General features: G+C 73.5%; 14 protein-coding genes, 1 tRNA gene and 1 pseudogene. 10 read left to right on the top strand and 6 right to left on the bottom strand.

What is annotated here, in order from left to right:
* The first annotated feature begins 66 nt into the window (after positions 1-66).
* From ACTWO6_RS32465 to ACTWO6_RS32445, 5 genes are all read left to right on the top strand, one after another.
* Positions 67-1,062: a phosphotransferase gene (locus ACTWO6_RS32465; RefSeq protein ID WP_446217458.1), complete on the top strand. Its 996-nt coding sequence runs from the start codon at positions 67-69 to the stop codon at positions 1,060-1,062.
* 129 nt (positions 1,063-1,191) lie between these two features.
* Entirely contained in the window at positions 1,192-1,704 is a 513-nt protein-coding gene (locus ACTWO6_RS32460) for a hypothetical protein (RefSeq protein ID WP_446217457.1), read from the top strand.
* Between the two features lie 69 nt (positions 1,705-1,773).
* Complete coding sequence (locus ACTWO6_RS32455) at positions 1,774-2,466, top strand: response regulator transcription factor (RefSeq protein ID WP_446217456.1); 693 nt, start codon at positions 1,774-1,776, stop codon at positions 2,464-2,466.
* Positions 2,459-4,000 carry a sensor histidine kinase gene (locus ACTWO6_RS32450; protein ID WP_446217455.1) on the top strand — a complete coding sequence of 514 codons (1,542 nt, stop codon included), beginning with the start codon at positions 2,459-2,461 and terminating at the stop codon, positions 3,998-4,000. Before ACTWO6_RS32455 ends, ACTWO6_RS32450 begins: the two co-directional genes overlap by 8 nt.
* Positions 4,001-4,055: 55 nt before the next feature.
* Positions 4,056-4,661 (top strand): hypothetical protein, encoded by a 606-nt coding sequence (locus tag ACTWO6_RS32445; protein WP_446217454.1) that lies wholly within the window; start codon positions 4,056-4,058, stop codon positions 4,659-4,661.
* Between the two features lie 43 nt (positions 4,662-4,704).
* Here the strand turns inward: ACTWO6_RS32445 and ACTWO6_RS32440 are convergent, their stop codons facing one another.
* Positions 4,705-6,303 (bottom strand): ricin-type beta-trefoil lectin domain protein, encoded by a 1,599-nt coding sequence (locus ACTWO6_RS32440; protein WP_446217453.1) that lies wholly within the window; start codon positions 6,301-6,303, stop codon positions 4,705-4,707.
* A 428-nt stretch (positions 6,304-6,731) separates the two neighbouring features.
* Here ACTWO6_RS32440 and ACTWO6_RS32435 point away from each other — a divergent pair, with 428 nt between their 5' ends.
* Positions 6,732-7,439: a glycosyltransferase family 2 protein gene (locus ACTWO6_RS32435; RefSeq protein WP_446217452.1), complete on the top strand. Its 708-nt coding sequence runs from the start codon at positions 6,732-6,734 to the stop codon at positions 7,437-7,439.
* Positions 7,440-7,535: 96 nt separating this feature from the next.
* Here the strand turns inward: ACTWO6_RS32435 and ACTWO6_RS32430 are convergent, their stop codons facing one another.
* Both ACTWO6_RS32430 and ACTWO6_RS32425 read right to left on the bottom strand, forming a co-directional pair.
* Entirely contained in the window at positions 7,536-8,432 is an 897-nt protein-coding gene (locus ACTWO6_RS32430) for a transketolase family protein (RefSeq protein WP_446217451.1), read from the bottom strand.
* 1 nt (position 8,433) lies between these two features.
* The gene (locus tag ACTWO6_RS32425; protein WP_446220845.1) at positions 8,434-9,123 is read right to left on the bottom strand and encodes a transketolase; all 690 of its coding nucleotides are present in this window, start codon (positions 9,121-9,123) and stop codon (positions 8,434-8,436) included.
* A gap of 49 nt (positions 9,124-9,172) precedes the next feature.
* Between ACTWO6_RS32425 and soxR the strand changes: the two are divergent.
* Positions 9,173-9,607, top strand: a pseudogene (soxR, locus tag ACTWO6_RS32420) (redox-sensitive transcriptional activator SoxR); the annotation flags it as partial.
* Positions 9,608-9,692: 85 nt separating this feature from the next.
* Here soxR and ACTWO6_RS32415 read toward each other — a convergent pair.
* The gene (locus ACTWO6_RS32415; RefSeq protein ID WP_446217450.1) at positions 9,693-10,670 is read right to left on the bottom strand and encodes an NAD(P)H-quinone oxidoreductase; all 978 of its coding nucleotides are present in this window, start codon (positions 10,668-10,670) and stop codon (positions 9,693-9,695) included.
* A 249-nt stretch (positions 10,671-10,919) separates the two neighbouring features.
* Here ACTWO6_RS32415 and ACTWO6_RS32410 point away from each other — a divergent pair.
* Positions 10,920-11,008: transfer RNA gene (locus ACTWO6_RS32410), tRNA-Ser, on the top strand.
* Between the two features lie 23 nt (positions 11,009-11,031).
* Here the strand turns inward: ACTWO6_RS32410 and ACTWO6_RS32405 are convergent.
* Complete coding sequence (locus tag ACTWO6_RS32405) at positions 11,032-11,484, bottom strand: VOC family protein (protein WP_446217449.1); 453 nt, start codon at positions 11,482-11,484, stop codon at positions 11,032-11,034.
* Positions 11,485-11,544: 60 nt separating this feature from the next.
* Between ACTWO6_RS32405 and ACTWO6_RS32400 the strand changes: the two genes are divergently transcribed.
* Together ACTWO6_RS32400 and ACTWO6_RS32395 are read left to right on the top strand one after the other, a co-directional pair.
* On the top strand, positions 11,545-12,186 hold the full coding sequence (locus ACTWO6_RS32400) for a helix-turn-helix domain-containing protein (RefSeq protein ID WP_446217448.1): 642 nt from the start codon (positions 11,545-11,547) through the stop codon (positions 12,184-12,186).
* Positions 12,187-12,300: 114 nt separating this feature from the next.
* Complete coding sequence (locus ACTWO6_RS32395; protein WP_446217447.1) at positions 12,301-12,834, top strand: YbhB/YbcL family Raf kinase inhibitor-like protein; 534 nt, start codon at positions 12,301-12,303, stop codon at positions 12,832-12,834.
* A gap of 100 nt (positions 12,835-12,934) precedes the next feature.
* On the opposite strand, the gene ACTWO6_RS32390 is transcribed toward ACTWO6_RS32395, so the two are convergent.
* Entirely contained in the window at positions 12,935-13,645 is a 711-nt protein-coding gene (locus tag ACTWO6_RS32390) for a class I SAM-dependent methyltransferase (protein WP_446217446.1), read from the bottom strand.
* Between the last annotated feature and the right edge of the window lie 155 nt (positions 13,646-13,800).

Below are 13,800 nucleotides of genomic sequence, written 5' to 3'. Positions count from 1 at the left end.
GCGCGGCCGGCGGCCGGGGAGGAAATGGCCTCGCCGCCGGGCCGGCCGGCACCTACTCTGCGGAGCGTGACGACGCCCCGCACCGAAGGAACCGACTGGTCGACCGACCGGTGGCGCGACGACGCGCTCGGGTGGGTCGGTGACTCGCTCGCCGCCCGGGGTCTCCGGGTGACCGGTCCGGTCGATCCCCGGGTCCGGCCCTGGTCGCTGGTCTGGCGGGTGCCCACCGAGGCCGGCCCGGTCTGGTTCAAGGCCAACAACCCCGGCACCCGGTACGAGGCCGCCCTGCTGGCCGAGCTGCCCCGGCTCGCTCCGGGCGCGGTGCTCGACCCGATCGCGGTGGACGTCGAGCGGGGCTGGTCGCTGCTGCCCGACGGGGGCCCGAGCCTGCGCGACACCCTCGCCGGGAAGCAGGACGTCGCACACTGGCAACGGGTGCTGCCCGCGTACGCGGCACTCCAGGTCGCCGTCGCTCCGCACGCGGAGCTGCTGGTGGCCCGGGGGGTGCCGGACCAGCGGCCGGAGCTGATGCCCGAGCTGTTCGACCGGCTGCTCGACGACGAGGAGGCGCTGCTCCTCGGCGAGCCGGACGGCCTCACCCCCGAGCTGCACCAGCGGCTGCGCGCGTACCGGCCGGAGTTCGCCGAGACCTGCCGCCGACTTGCCGAGGTGGACCTGCCGGCCACCATCCAGCACGACGACCTGCACGACGGCAACGTCTTCGTCGCCGACGGGTACCGCTTCTTCGACTGGGGCGACGCCTCGGTCGCGCACCCCTTCGGCACCCTGCTGGTGACGTTGCGTTCGGTGGCGTACGCCGGGGAGTTGAAGCCCGGTGACCCGGCGTTGGCCCGGCTGCGCGACGCGTACCTGGAGGCCTGGACCGACCGGCACGACCGGGCGACGCTGCGCGAGGTGGCCGGCCTGGCGATGCGAGTGGCCACGGTGAGCCGGGCGCTCTCCTGGCGGCGGGCGCTGCGGTCGGCCGACCCGGCCCGCGCCGAGTACGCGTCGGCCGTCCCCGGCTGGCTCGAAGAACTCTTCGCCGACGGGCCGGTCTGACCCCGGGTTGCGCGCGCCCCGGGTGGCGGCGGTCCCGATGTCGGACAGCACGTGCGATTTGCACGGATGGAAGTTCCAGAAATTTGCTGTGACCCATATCACGCCTGGTGAGCGGTCGTTGCACATTGCATGGACGTCTTCTCCCGAACGTTCCTTCCGGCCGCCGCCGAGACCGGCCTGGCGACCCAGACGGTCAGCCGGCACATGCCGGTCTTCCGCCGGTGCGTCGGCTCCGGCGACGCCACCATCCTGGTCACCCGGTGCAGCCGCCCGGACCACCCGGTCGGCGGCGACTACCTGATGCTCCTCACCCACCGCCGCCTGGTGGTCACCCAGCAGACCCGGGTGCTGCACCGGCTGCGGCTGCACCTCAACACCGAGCTGCGCGAGCTGAGCAACGTCACCTGGAGCCCGGACCCGCGCCTGCACAGCGTCGAGCTGGCCGCCACGGCGATCGACGGGGCCCGCGAGCGGTTCCTCATCCGGACCCACCACCCGAAGCAGGTCTGGCAGCTCGACGCGCTGCTCAACCACGCCTTCCGCACCCGCCTCCGGACGCCCGCGGAGCGGCTGGTCGCCACGATCGGCGAGCCCCCGCTCGGCGCCCGGCCGGTCGCGTTCCGCCCGGCGCCGGTGCGCTGACCGGCTCCTTACCGAACCCGAACGTTCCCCGGACGTCCCGGACGGCCTCCGGTCGGTAATCATGGGCCGGTGACCGCCGACACCGCGCAGCGCGGGCTCGTCCTCGTGGTGGAGGACGAACCGGCCATCGCCGACCTGGTCCGGCTGTATCTGAGCCGGGACGGCTTCGGCGTACACCTGGAACGGGACGGCGTCGGAGGCCTCGCCGCCGCGCGGCGGCTGCGCCCGGTGGCCTGCGTGCTGGACATCGCGCTGCCCGGCCTGGCCGGGACGGAGATCTGCCGGCGGCTCCGCGAGGCCGGCGACTGGACGCCGGTCATCTTCCTCACCGCCCGGGACGACGAGGTCGACCGGATCGTCGGCCTGGAGCTGGGCGCGGACGACTACGTGACCAAGCCGTTCAGCCCCCGCGAGCTGGTCGCCCGGGTCCGGGCGGTGCTGCGTCGCGCCGCCGGAGCCCCGGCCGGGGCGGAGCAGCCCCGGGTGGTCGGCCCGGTCGTCCTCGACCCGGCCCGCCGGACGGTCACCGCCGCCGGCGTCCCGGTCCAGCTCACCTCCACCGAGTTCGACCTGCTCGCCCACCTGATGGCCCGGCCGGGCCGGGTCTTCACCTGGGAGGAGCTGCTCGCCGGGGTGTGGGGGTACGCCGCGCACGCCGGCACCCGGACCGTCGACGTGCACGTGGCGCAGGTCCGCGCCAAGCTCGGCCCGGCCAGCGTGATCCGCACCCACCGCGGCGTCGGGTACGCGGCCGATGCCTGACCCCACCGGCCCGCAACCGCCCACCGGCCCGCCGCCACCCGGCTCATGGCCGCCGCCCGGCCCGCGGCCCGCCACCGGGCCGCACCGACCGCAGCAGCCGACCGTCGCCCTGCCGGTGATCGGGCCGCGTACCCCGCCGCCGCCCCCGCGCCGGCGGTTCGCCAGCACGCTGACCACCCGCGCGGTGCTGGTCACCTGCGCGGTCGCGCTGGTGTCGGTGCTGGTCACCGCGCTGGTCGCGGTCCCCCTCGCGGTACGCGGCGCGGAGCGGCGCGACCAGGCGGCGCTCGCCGCCCAGGCCCGCCTCGCCGCCGACGTGCTGCGGGTCCGCGCCGCCCGGCAGCGGGACAACGCCGGGGACCGGCTGATCCGTCAGCTCCGCCAGCAGGAGATCGACGTGTACGTCATCCGCGCCGGTCAGGTGGACCGGCCGGGCCTGCCCCGCCAGGTGGTGACCCGGGTGTCGACCGGCCGGGACGTCTCCGGACGGCGGCTGGTGAACGGCGAGCGGGCGCTGGTGGAGGGGCGGGCGCTGCCGGCCGGCGACGGCGTGGTGCTGACCCGGGCCGCCAGCAACGGGCCGTGGCGGCAGGTGCTGCTCAGCCTCTGGCTGCCGCTGCTGGCCGGGCTTGCCGCCGGGGTGGCGGCCGGGCTGCTGCTCGCCCGCCGGCTGGCCCGGCCGATCCGGACCGCGGCCACCGCCGCCGCCCGGCTGCGCGCCGGGGACCGGGCGGTACGCGTACCGGTCGAGCCGCCGGACGAGGTGGCCGACCTGGCGTACGCACTGAACGGGCTCGCCGCCGCGCTGTCCACCAGCGAGGGGCGGCAACGCGAGTTCCTGCTCTCGGTCTCGCACGAGCTGCGCACCCCGTTGACCGCGATCCGCGGCTACGCCGAGGCGCTCGCCGACGGGGTGATCGACGCGGACGGGGTGCCCGACACCGGCCGGACGATGCTCGCCGAGGCCGAGCACCTGGACCGGCTGGTCAGCGACCTGCTGTCGCTGGCCCGGCTGGAGGCCGCCGACTTCCCGCTCGAGCCGGTCCAGGTCGACCTGGCCCGGTTGGCGGCCGAGGCGGAACGGACCTGGTCAGACCGGTGCGCGGCGCTCGGGGTGGCGTTCCGGGTGGAGGTGCCGCCGGGACCGGTGCCGGCGTACACCGATCCGGGGCGGATCCGGCAGGTGCTCGACGGGCTGCTGGAGAACGCGCTGCGGGTCGTACCGCCGGGGGCGCCGGTGGTGCTCGCGGCCCGGCCGGCCGGCGCGGACCCGGCCGCCGGCGGGATCGTCGAGGTCCGCGACGGCGGCCCCGGCTTCACCGACGACGACCTGGCGGTGGCCTTCGAGCGCGGCGCACTGCACCAGCGGTACCGGGGGGTGCGCAAGGTGGGCAGCGGGCTCGGGCTCGCGCTCGCCGCCGGGCTGGTCCGCCGGCTCGGCGGCGACATCGCGGCCGGGCACGCGCCGGAGGGCGGGGCGGCCTTCACCGTCCGGCTGCCCGGTGATCCTTACCTGACCCGAACACGGGGCTGACGGTCCGCTCGCCGGCGCGGGGGAAACTGGTGCTCCACGGACGAGAGGAACACTGATGGCACGTCAGGGAATCGTCACCGGCGTCACCGCGCTGCTCGCGGCGGCCGCGCTCGGCCTCGCCGGCTGCGGCCCGGCCCAGCTGGCCCAGGATTCGGCCAAGGAGACCGCGGTCGAGGTCGCCGCCGCGATGGGGGCGGACGGTCAGGCGCTCGCCGCGATGGGCTTCGACGCCGCCGACCTGGACGTGGAGCCGGTCGCCGCCCCGGCGGCGGCCGACCCGGGCGCCTCCGCCGAGGCCGGCCCGAAGGACAGGCGCGGGGCGCGCGGGCAGGAGTGGCGCAACCGGCACCGGGCCCGGGTGCTGCTGCGCAAGAACACCCTGCACGGCGAGGTCGTGGTCCAGACCAAGGACGGCGGTACGAAGACCGTCGCCGTCCAGCGCGGCCAGGTGACCGCGATCGACGGGAAGTCGATGACCGTCAAGTCCACCGACGGCTTCACCATGACCTGGACGTTCGGCGAGGACCTCCGGGTGGTCGAGCGGCGTACCACGATCCAGTCGACGGACATCAAGGTCGGCACCACGGTCGGCGTGGCCGGCGCCAAGGACGGCGACGGCGGCGTGGCCCGGCTGGTCGTGGTCCCGTTCAAGCAGAGCTGACCGCGGACCGGGCCCCCTCCGCGGAGGGGGCCCGGTCCGCGGGTCAGTAGACGCGGGATCCGATGAAGTCGTCGTGGCCGTAGCCCACCGGGTTGGCGAACGACCGCGACTCGAAGGACCACTGCTGGCGGGTGCTGGTGGAGCAGCCGGCCAGCCGCAGCCGCGGGGTGCCCAGCCACGGGTTGTCGAACGCCACGCAGAGGTTGGTCGCGCCGGCCGGCTTGAGCTGGCTGCCGGCGAAGACGAACTTCTGGTTGAGCCCGCCGTGGCAGTCGTAGATGTTGACCGTCGTGCCCGAGGTCAGCGACCCGCCCGAGACGTCCAGGCAGCGGTCGTGGGAGAGCTCCGAGTGCAGCGACTGCCGGGTCGGGTCGTACCAGAAGCCCTGGTTACGACCGCCGTGGCAGGCGTACGACTGCTGGACGGTGCCGTTGCGCGAGTCGTACCCCCTGCCGTCCACACAGGTGCTGGTGGCGGCGTTGCGGAGCTGCCTGAACTCCATCAGCCCCGGGTGGAGCACGCCCTGCCCGGTGCTGGCCGGGTCGACGCAGGTCGCCCTCTCCTGCCCCGAGTTCCAGAACTGGGTGATGCACTGGGCGAACATGCCGTGCCCCCGGTAGTTGGGGTGGAACGACTGCCGGGCGGCGTTCTCGTCCCAGATCCCCACCTCGATGTAGAGACCCCGGACCGAGGTGTTGTCGGTGCAGACCTCGTGGCCGTGGAAGAGCCGGCTGGCGTCCAGGTAGCGGGTGCCGGTCTCCGCCGCCGCCGCGCGCAGGGCCGACTCGAAGAGCGGCACCGCCTTGTTCCGGGCGAACGCGGCGTCGGCCAGGTAGAGCAGGCAGCCGCCGGCGTACCAGCCGGGGAAGTCCGGGTTGTCCTCCACGTCCGGGCTGCCCGGGCTCGGGTACGACATCAGCACGAGTTCGTAGTCCGAGCGCAGGTAGCCGGCCCCGGTCATGGTCTGCCGGATCGAGGTGATCGCCTCGGCGACCGCGCGCCGGCTGCCGTCGGTGCGGATCGTCCACTGGTCGGTGTAGGTCGGGTAGCACGGGCCCTGAAAGAAGACCCGGCGGACCGCGCAGTCGGTGGCCACCGGTCCGAACTGGATGGTGCCGTCGCCGTTGGCCCCGGCGACCACCCAGATCAGCTTGACGTGCGTGTTGCGGGCCTTGATCGCCAGGTAGTCACCCTGGTTCAGCTCGTTGTGCTGGGTGGGCCCGCCGGCGACGAGGTTCCACGGGGTGGCGCCGGAGCAGGCCAGGTTGTACCGCTCGTCGGCGGGGATGCCGGTACGGAAGACGGCCTGGTCGTACGAGCGGTCGCACCAGTTGCCGTCCTGGTGGGTGCCGGGGACGTAGTTGCCGATCCCCTCACCGGAGATCTCGCTGTCGCCCATGGTGACCAGCGCGCTGCGGCGCTGCTCCAGCGGGCGGATGTCGGGGGAGCCGTAGAGCGCGGTGGCCTCGGCGGCGCGGACGGTTTCGAGGGCGGTCGGGAGCGGCTGGATGGCGGGCCGGTCGGCGGCGGCCGCGGGGGAGGCCGGTCCGGCGATCATCGGCAGGGCGAGGGCGGCGGCGGAGAGGACGGCCAGGGCACGCCGTCGGGTCGTCCGTTCGCGCCTGGTGGGGGTACCAAGCATCGACGCACTCCTTTCGACTCAATCGTGGGACGTCGATTGAGTTACCAGAAGGTAACCGTCCGGAGAAGAGATGTGAATACGTCTCGGAAACCTTGCGGCCCGGTGCGGAAGGGAACTCTTCCGGCAGATCGGGCGGCTCGGGAGTCCGGGTCGGTACCCGGGGTCGGCCGAGGCTGACCGGACGGCCGGCCCGGCACGGCCGAGCGGCGCGCGTCGAGCGGGCGGCGCCGGGTGGATCGGCGGCGCCGAAGGTCCGCCGCTTCCGCCGCGTCGGGCCGTGAGCAGGGCGGTTCCGAACCCCTCGCTGACGATCATCGAGGTCGCGCCGCCCGCCGCCCGCCCCGTACCGGGGAGGTGGCGGGCTGCACCGCCGCAAAGAGCCAGGCTACGCTAGGGCCGATTTGCCGTCCCCACCGTGGAGATCTCCCGTGAAGCTCTCGATCCTCATGCCGGTCTACAACGAGGAAGAACGAATCGCGGATGCCCTCAAGCAGGCATTGGCGGTCGACTACCCGTGCGAGATCGAGCTCGTAGTCGTCGATGACGGCAGCCGGGACGGCACCTCCGAGGTCCTCGGCCGGGTGGACGACGCGCGGCTGCGGGTGATCACCCACCAGCGCAACGCCGGCAAGGGCGCGGCCATCAAGACCGCCGTCGACAACGCCGAGGGTGAGTACATGGTCATCCTCGACGCCGACCTCGAGTACGACCCGCAGGACATCCCGCGCCTCCTCGAGCCGGTCCTCGACGGCCACGCCACGGTCGTCTACGGCAATCGCACCTTCGGCAGCCACAGCTCCTACAGCTTCTGGTACGTGGTGGGCAACAAGGGCGTCACCCTGGCGGCCAACGTGCTCTACAACTCCTACATCGGCGACCTGGAGACCTGCTTCAAGCTGATGCCGGTCGAGCTGTACCGCTCGCTCCAGATCAAGTCGCGTGGCTTCGGCATGGAGGCCGAGGTCACCGGCAAGCTGCTGCGCCAGCGGATCCGCCCCTACGAGGTGCCGATCAGCTACCGCGCCCGCGGCCGCGAGGAGGGCAAGAAGATCACCTGGAAGGACGGCGTCGAGGCGATCTGGATCCTGGCCCGGGAGCGCGCCCGTCGCCGCCCGGCCGCTGCCGCCAAGCGCTGACCCCGGGCCTTCGCCCGCACGAACACCGCAGGACCCCGTCGCCCCGGCATGACCGAGGCGCGGGGTCCCGCTGCTTCCGAGCCCTCCGGCGGCCGGTCAGGCCGGCGCCGGCACCGCGGCGAGGAACGCGGCGACCGACCGGCGCAGGCCGGCGGCGTCCAGGCCATGCCAGCGGCTGTGGTCCTCGGCCGAGCCGTAGCGGCGCAGCTCCTCGCGGCCCACGCCGAGGGCGAGCAGCCGATGCGGCCGGTCGGCCAGGGCGGCGCCGACCACCCGGGCGGACGTGCCGGCCAGGTAGGGCTCGACGAGGATCACCTCGGTGCCGGCCAGCGCCCGCAGAGCGGCGGTGTCGAACGGCCGTGGCCGGTGGGTGTACGCCACGGTGACGGGCAGCCCGGCGACCGCCGCCAGCGCCGGGTCCAGCAGCGGCCCGACCGCCACCAGCAGCGGCGCGCCCGGGCCGGCGTCCCGGACCACCTGGAGCGCGCCGTCGTTGCCCCGGGCCCGGTCGTTGTGCTGCGTCGAGAGGCGCAGGTACGCCGGTCCGTCCGCCGCCACCGTCGAGCGGAGCAGGGCGGGCACCTCGTCCCGGTGACCCGGCACGTGCACGGTCCAGCCGGGCAGGGTGTCGAGCAGCGCCACGTCGGCGGGCCCGAGGTGGGTGCGCCCGGCGGCCGCCCGGTCGTACGAGGCGCCGACGCTGACCAGCACCGCCGAGACGCCCTGGTGGCCCAGGTCCAGCTTGATCTGCTCGTACGCCCGCTCGACGAGGAACGGCGCGTAGCTGTGCGCCACCGGCCGCAGCCCGGTCAGCGCGAGCCCGCCCGCCACGCCGACCAGCAGCTGCTCCCGGATCCCCACGTTGAGTACCCGGTCCGGGTGCCGGCGCGCGGCCGGGGCGAACGACGCGGCGGAGATGTCCGCCAGCACCACCGCGGTACGCGGGTCCTCCGCCAGCAGCTCGGTCATGGTGTCGATGAACGTTTCGCGCACGTCACTCCCCGTCCGTGACGACCGCGACGACGACGTGCGGCCGGTGGTTGTCATGCCCGGTGAGGGCGGTGTGCAGGGCCTCGTGGTCCCGCCCGTCGACGGTCGCGGCGGTCCACCCGTTGACGGTGAACCGGCTGGCGGCGCCGCCCGGCCAGCCGTGGCTCGCCGAGCGGTTGTCCAGCACGATCGCGGTGAGGCCGGCCAGCCGGGTCGCCCCGGCGTACGCGATCGCCTCGTGGTTGGAGCCCTCGTCCAGCTCGGCGTCGCCGAGCAGCACGTACACCCGGGGGGTGAGCCGGCCCTGGGCCCGCAGCCCGAGCGCGGTGCCCACGCCGAGGCCCAGCCCGTGGCCGAGCGAGCCGGAACCGATCTCCACCCCGGGCACCAGCTGCCGGTCCGGGTGGTCACCGAGGCGACTCTCCGGGCCGCCCTGGTCGTCCAGCCACGCCACGGGGATGAACCCCTTCGCGGCGAGCAGCGCGTAGTAGCCGGCGACCGCGTGCCCCTTGGAGAGCAGGAAGCGGTCCCGGTCCGGGTCGTCGACCGTCTCCGGGGTGATCCGCAGCACCCGGTCGTAGAGCACCTGGAGCACGTCCAGCGTCGAGTACACGTTGGGGCCGAACTCACGGCCGGCCCGGATCCGGTCCAGCAACGCCCCGAGCACGGCGGGGTCGGTGGCGGTCGTCGTCATCATGAGGCTAGCCTGCGACCTGAAGCTCACTTCAACTCAAGGCCATGTGATGCACGAATCACTCACCATCGGGCAACTCTCCGCCCGCAGCGGGGTCGCCCCCTCGGCGCTGCGCTACTACGAGCGGCTCGGCCTGATCCGGGCCGAGCGTACCGGCGGCAACCAGCGCCGGTACGCGCGCACCGAGCTGCGCCGGGTGGCGTTCGTCCGGATCTCCCAGCAGGTCGGTGTCGCACTGGAGGAGATCCGGGAGGCGCTGGACTCGCTGCCGTCGTCGCGTACCCCGACGCCCGACGACTGGGCCACCCTCTCCCGCACCTGGCGGGACCGGTTGGACGAGAAGATCCGGCTGCTCGGCAAGCTCCGCGACGACCTGGACGGCTGCATCGGCTGCGGCTGCCTGTCGCTGCAGCGCTGCACCCTCTACAACCCCGGTGACTCGCTGGGCGAGGAGGGCCCGGGCGCCCGGCTGATGCTGCCGCGCCCGGAGTCGGGCGCCGAGCCGTCCCCGGCGGGCGGGACGGGGTCCGCCGGGCGGGCCGCGCCGCCGCCCCGGACCGGATCCGCCGTCAGCCGGTCGTGAGCAGCACCTTGCCCAGGTGGTCGCTGGTCTCCACCAGGCGGTGCGCCTCGGCCGCGTCGGCCATCGGCAGCCGGCGGTCCACGATCGGGCGGACCGCCCCGGACTCGACGAGCGGCCACACCTGCTCCCGGACCCCCCGGACGATCTCCGCCTTCTCCGCCAGCGGGCGGGAGCGCAGCGCGGTCGCCGCCACCGAGGCCCGCTTGGCCAGCAGCGCCCCCAGGTCGAGCTCGCCCTTGCGGCCGCCCTGCATGCCGATCACCACCAGCCGGCCGCCGGTGGCCAGCGCCGCCACGTTCCGGGGGAGGTAGGCGGCGCCGATGATGTCGAGGATCACGTCCGCGCCCCGGCCGTCGGTCACCCGGCGGACCTCCTCGACGAAGTCCTGTTCGCGGTAGTCGATCGTGTGCGCGGCACCCAGCTCGCGCAGCCGCTCGTGCTTGGCCGCCCGCGCGGTCACCACCACGGTCGCGCCGAGGGCCACCCCGAGCTGGATGGCGAAGGTGCCGATGCCGCTGCCGCCGCCGTGCACGAGCAGCGTCTCGCCCTTCGCGAGCCGGGCCAGCGCGACGACGTTCGACCAGACCGTGCAGGCCACCTCGGGCAGGGCCGCCGCGTCGACCAGGTCGACGCCGGCCGGCACCGGCAGCAGCTGCCCGGCCGGCACGGCCACCCGCTCGGCGTACCCGCCGCCGGCCAGCAGGGCGCAGACCTCCTGGCCCACCGTCCAGCCGGTCACCTCGGGACCGACCGCGCTGATCACCCCGGAGCACTCCAGCCCCGGGTGCGCGGGCGCGCCTGGCGGCGGCGGGTAGTGCCCCTGCCGCTGCAGCAGGTCCGCCCGGTTCACCGCGCTCGCCCGCACGTCGACGACCACCTCGCCGGGGCCGGGCTCCGGATCCGGCACCTCCGCCCAGACGAGTGCCTCGGGTCCGCCGGGTTCCGGGATCGTGATCGCGCGCATGGCCCAGTCTTACCCGATCCGGCCGTCCCTCCACGCCCGGGCCAGGGTCTGGTCCACCGTCTGCGCAGAGCTGTCCCACCAGAGCCCGCAGGTCCGTTCACCACCGTCCGGCGGAACGTTTCACCCGCAGGTGCCGCGAGCGGGGTGGTCGCCGGGCCAGCAGCTCGCAGCGAGGTGGGACGCCGGCTCACCCGGTACGGGGTCCGTGGCAGACTAGGCACGGTCGCGTACCCCTGGGGAACGTGTCCGGGAGGGTTCGCCTAGTGGCCGATGGCGCTGGTCTTGAAAACCGGTAAGGGCAGCGATGTCCTTCGTGGGTTCGAATCCCACACCCTCCGCCTGTGATCCGTAAAACGTTGGTTCAGGAAGTGGTGGCGACGGCTCGTCCGTAGCCAGGACGGTCGGTCTGGTCGATGCCGTGCCTGGCCCACGAGTAGAGGTGCAGCTCGAGCCCGTCCGGGTCGTTGAAGACCAACAGCCAGCCGATGGTCGCGTCGATCACCGGCGAGTGCCTGATCCCGAGACTGTCCAGATGAGACGCCCATGCCTCGATGTCGGCGCGGTCCTGGACGCCGAAGCTCACCGGGTCGAAGCCCCGGCACCCCTCGGCCGCCTGCTGATTGACCCGCAGGGCGACGAGCGTCTCACCGAGACCCGGCAGCGGGCCGGCGACTCCACGTACGACGCCGTCCGGGTCGGGGAACTCGATGGTGGCCCGGAAGCCGAACACGCGCTCGTACCATGCCGCCGACCGGGTCAGATCGGTTACCGGGATCTTGATGTGGTGAATTCCAACCAGGCTGACCTGCGACATGGCGCCCCTCCTCATATTCACCGCAGTGCGACTGCGGCGAATAACGCTAGGATGAGCTTCGTGGCTGATCCAGTCAAGAGGCAGTACCGATCCGCGGCTCGGGTCGCGGCCGCGGCGGCGACCCGGGTGCGCATCAGAGCGGCCGCCGCGAGCCTGTTCACCCGGAAGGGCTATGTGGCCACGACGATGCGCGAGGTTGCGGCCGAAGCCGGGATCGGCGAGCGGACGCTCTATGACGCTTTCCCGAGTAAGGCTGCCCTGTTCCAGCACACCCTCGGGGTGGCCACCGTCGGCGATGAACAACCCGTCCGCGTCGCGGACCGGGCTGAGATCCGTGCCGCGCAACAGCAGCTCGACGCCCGGGCAGCCATCGGGCGGACCATCGAGTACACGGCGGCACTGCTCGACCAGGCCGGCGATCTCATCATGGTCAGCGTCGAGGCGGCGGGCGCGGATGCCGACATGCGGGCCGCCGCCGATGCCGGCGCCAGCGCCACACACCAGGTCTACCTGGCTCTCACCGAGGAGCTCGCCCGCCGCCGGGCGCTGCGTGCGGGGCTCGACGCCACTGCCGCGGCCGACATCCTCTACGCCCTCGGCTCACCGCATGTGCATCAGCTGCTGCGCCGGCACCGCGGCTGGAGCCCCGAGCGTTACCGGCGGTGGCTCGAGGACGTCGTGGCGCAGCAGCTGCTCGCATGAGGGAATCGACGGTGCCGCCCACCGCCGGCCCACGGCGCGCTTCGGTTCGTTCGGGCGGGAAAAGGGGGTATGAAGGGGCGCAGGAATTCGCGCGCACCCGGAAGGACCGTTTCGATGAGCCTGGAACGACCAATCGCCCCGGACCCGTACGAGCTGCTGCCGACGGTGCCGTCGTTCAACCTCACCAGCGACGACGTGCACAACGGCGAGCCGATGGAGGCGCGGTACGCGCACGGCAGCGCCGGCGGCGAGAACGTCTCCCCGCAGCTCGCCTGGTCGGGCTTCCCCGACGGGACGAAGAGCTTCGTGGTGACCTGCTTCGACCCGGACGCCCCCACCGGCAGCGGCTTCTGGCACTGGGTGCTGGTGGACGTCCCCGCCTCGGTGACCGAGCTGCCCACCGGCGTCAAGGAGAGCGACCTCGGCCGCGCCTTCAGCATCCGCAACGACTACGGCGACACCGGCTACGGCGGCGCCGCCCCGCCGCCCGGTGACCGCCCGCACCGCTACGTCTTCGCGGTGCACGCCGTCGACGTGGAGCGCCTCGACGTCGGCAAGGAGGCCAGCCCCGCCTTCGTCGGCTTCAACCTCGCCTTCCACACCCTGGCCCGCGCCGTCATCCGCCCGACGTACCAGATCAAGGAGTGACCCCACCCCCGCGATCTTGCACTTGTCGCCCCGACATCCCGGACAGAAGCCGTGGATCGAGGGCCCAGAGTGCAAGATCGCGGGCGGGGCGGGGCGGGGGTTAGGCGGGGACGCGGGCCACGGCGAAGACGGACTGGCCGAACGGGGGGCGGAGGCGCTGCTCGGCGGCCTTGGTCGCCGGGAGGACCAGGGTGTCGTAGACCTTGACCATCGGGCCCTCCTTCGGCATCAGCCGGAAGACCTTGGTGGCCATGAAGTAGCCGATCAGCCCGAGCGCGTTCGCGTAGTGGATCTTCTCCACCGTCAGGCCCGCCTCGGTCATGGCCGCGGTGAGGGTCTTCTTCGTGTACCGCCGGACATGGCCGGTGGCGATGTCCGCCGGGCCCATCGCGAACTGGAACGCCGGCACGATGATCACCACGGCGCCGCCGGGCCGGACCAGGTCACGCATGCTGCGCAGCGCGCCCACGTGGTCCTCGATGTGCTCCAGCACGTTGTACGACACGGCGGCGCTGTAGTCGCCGCGCTCCGGGTGCGGCAGCAGCATCTGCCGGACCTCGATGGTCGGGTGCTCGGCGAGCCGCTCCTTGAGCAGGACGAGCCGGTCCGGGTCCGCCTCGGTGGCGGTGATCCGGGGCAGGTGCTCGGACCACTCCAGGGCGTAGTCGCCCAGCCCGCTGCCGATCTCGATGGGGTTGTCACCGAGGTAGGGCACCGCCAGCTCGACGAACCACCTGCGGTGGTTGACCGCCGTCGCCAGGCCTTCGAGCACCTCCGACTGGACGCGCTGATCCCCAGTGATTTCTGCCATGCGTCGATTCCTCACGATATGACTGACCCGCGCCTGGACCGACAGAGTCAACCATCCGGACGGATGGTGTGGGAATCGGGGCACCGGGGGTGGCCGAATTGCGGTCGGGGGTGGGCACGTGATCGGCGGTCGGCGAACCCGGCACATATTACGCC

Source organism: Micromonospora sp. IBHARD004 (assembly GCF_052814115.1).
Note: the sequence above shows the minus strand (reverse complement) of the source record. Positions and strands in the feature narration are given on the sequence as shown.

Bases quoted from the DNA above. Each gene is read 5' to 3' on its own strand.
- ACTWO6_RS32460 (WP_446217457.1), top strand. From the start codon at position 1,192: ATGGACGTCTTCTCCCGAACGTTCCTTCCGGCCGCCGCCGAGACCGGC.
- ACTWO6_RS32450 (WP_446217455.1), top strand. From the start codon at position 2,459: ATGCCTGACCCCACCGGCCCGCAACCGCCCACCGGCCCGCCGCCACCC.
- ACTWO6_RS32445 (WP_446217454.1), top strand. From the start codon at position 4,056: ATGGCACGTCAGGGAATCGTCACCGGCGTCACCGCGCTGCTCGCGGCG.
- ACTWO6_RS32440 (WP_446217453.1), bottom strand. From the start codon at position 6,303: ATGCTTGGTACCCCCACCAGGCGCGAACGGACGACCCGACGGCGTGCC.
- ACTWO6_RS32425 (WP_446220845.1), bottom strand. From the start codon at position 9,123: ATGACGACGACCGCCACCGACCCCGCCGTGCTCGGGGCGTTGCTGGAC.
- ACTWO6_RS32415 (WP_446217450.1), bottom strand. From the start codon at position 10,670: ATGCGCGCGATCACGATCCCGGAACCCGGCGGACCCGAGGCACTCGTC.
- ACTWO6_RS32405 (WP_446217449.1), bottom strand. From the start codon at position 11,484: ATGTCGCAGGTCAGCCTGGTTGGAATTCACCACATCAAGATCCCGGTA.
- ACTWO6_RS32395 (WP_446217447.1), top strand. From the start codon at position 12,301: ATGAGCCTGGAACGACCAATCGCCCCGGACCCGTACGAGCTGCTGCCG.
- ACTWO6_RS32390 (WP_446217446.1), bottom strand. From the start codon at position 13,645: ATGGCAGAAATCACTGGGGATCAGCGCGTCCAGTCGGAGGTGCTCGAA.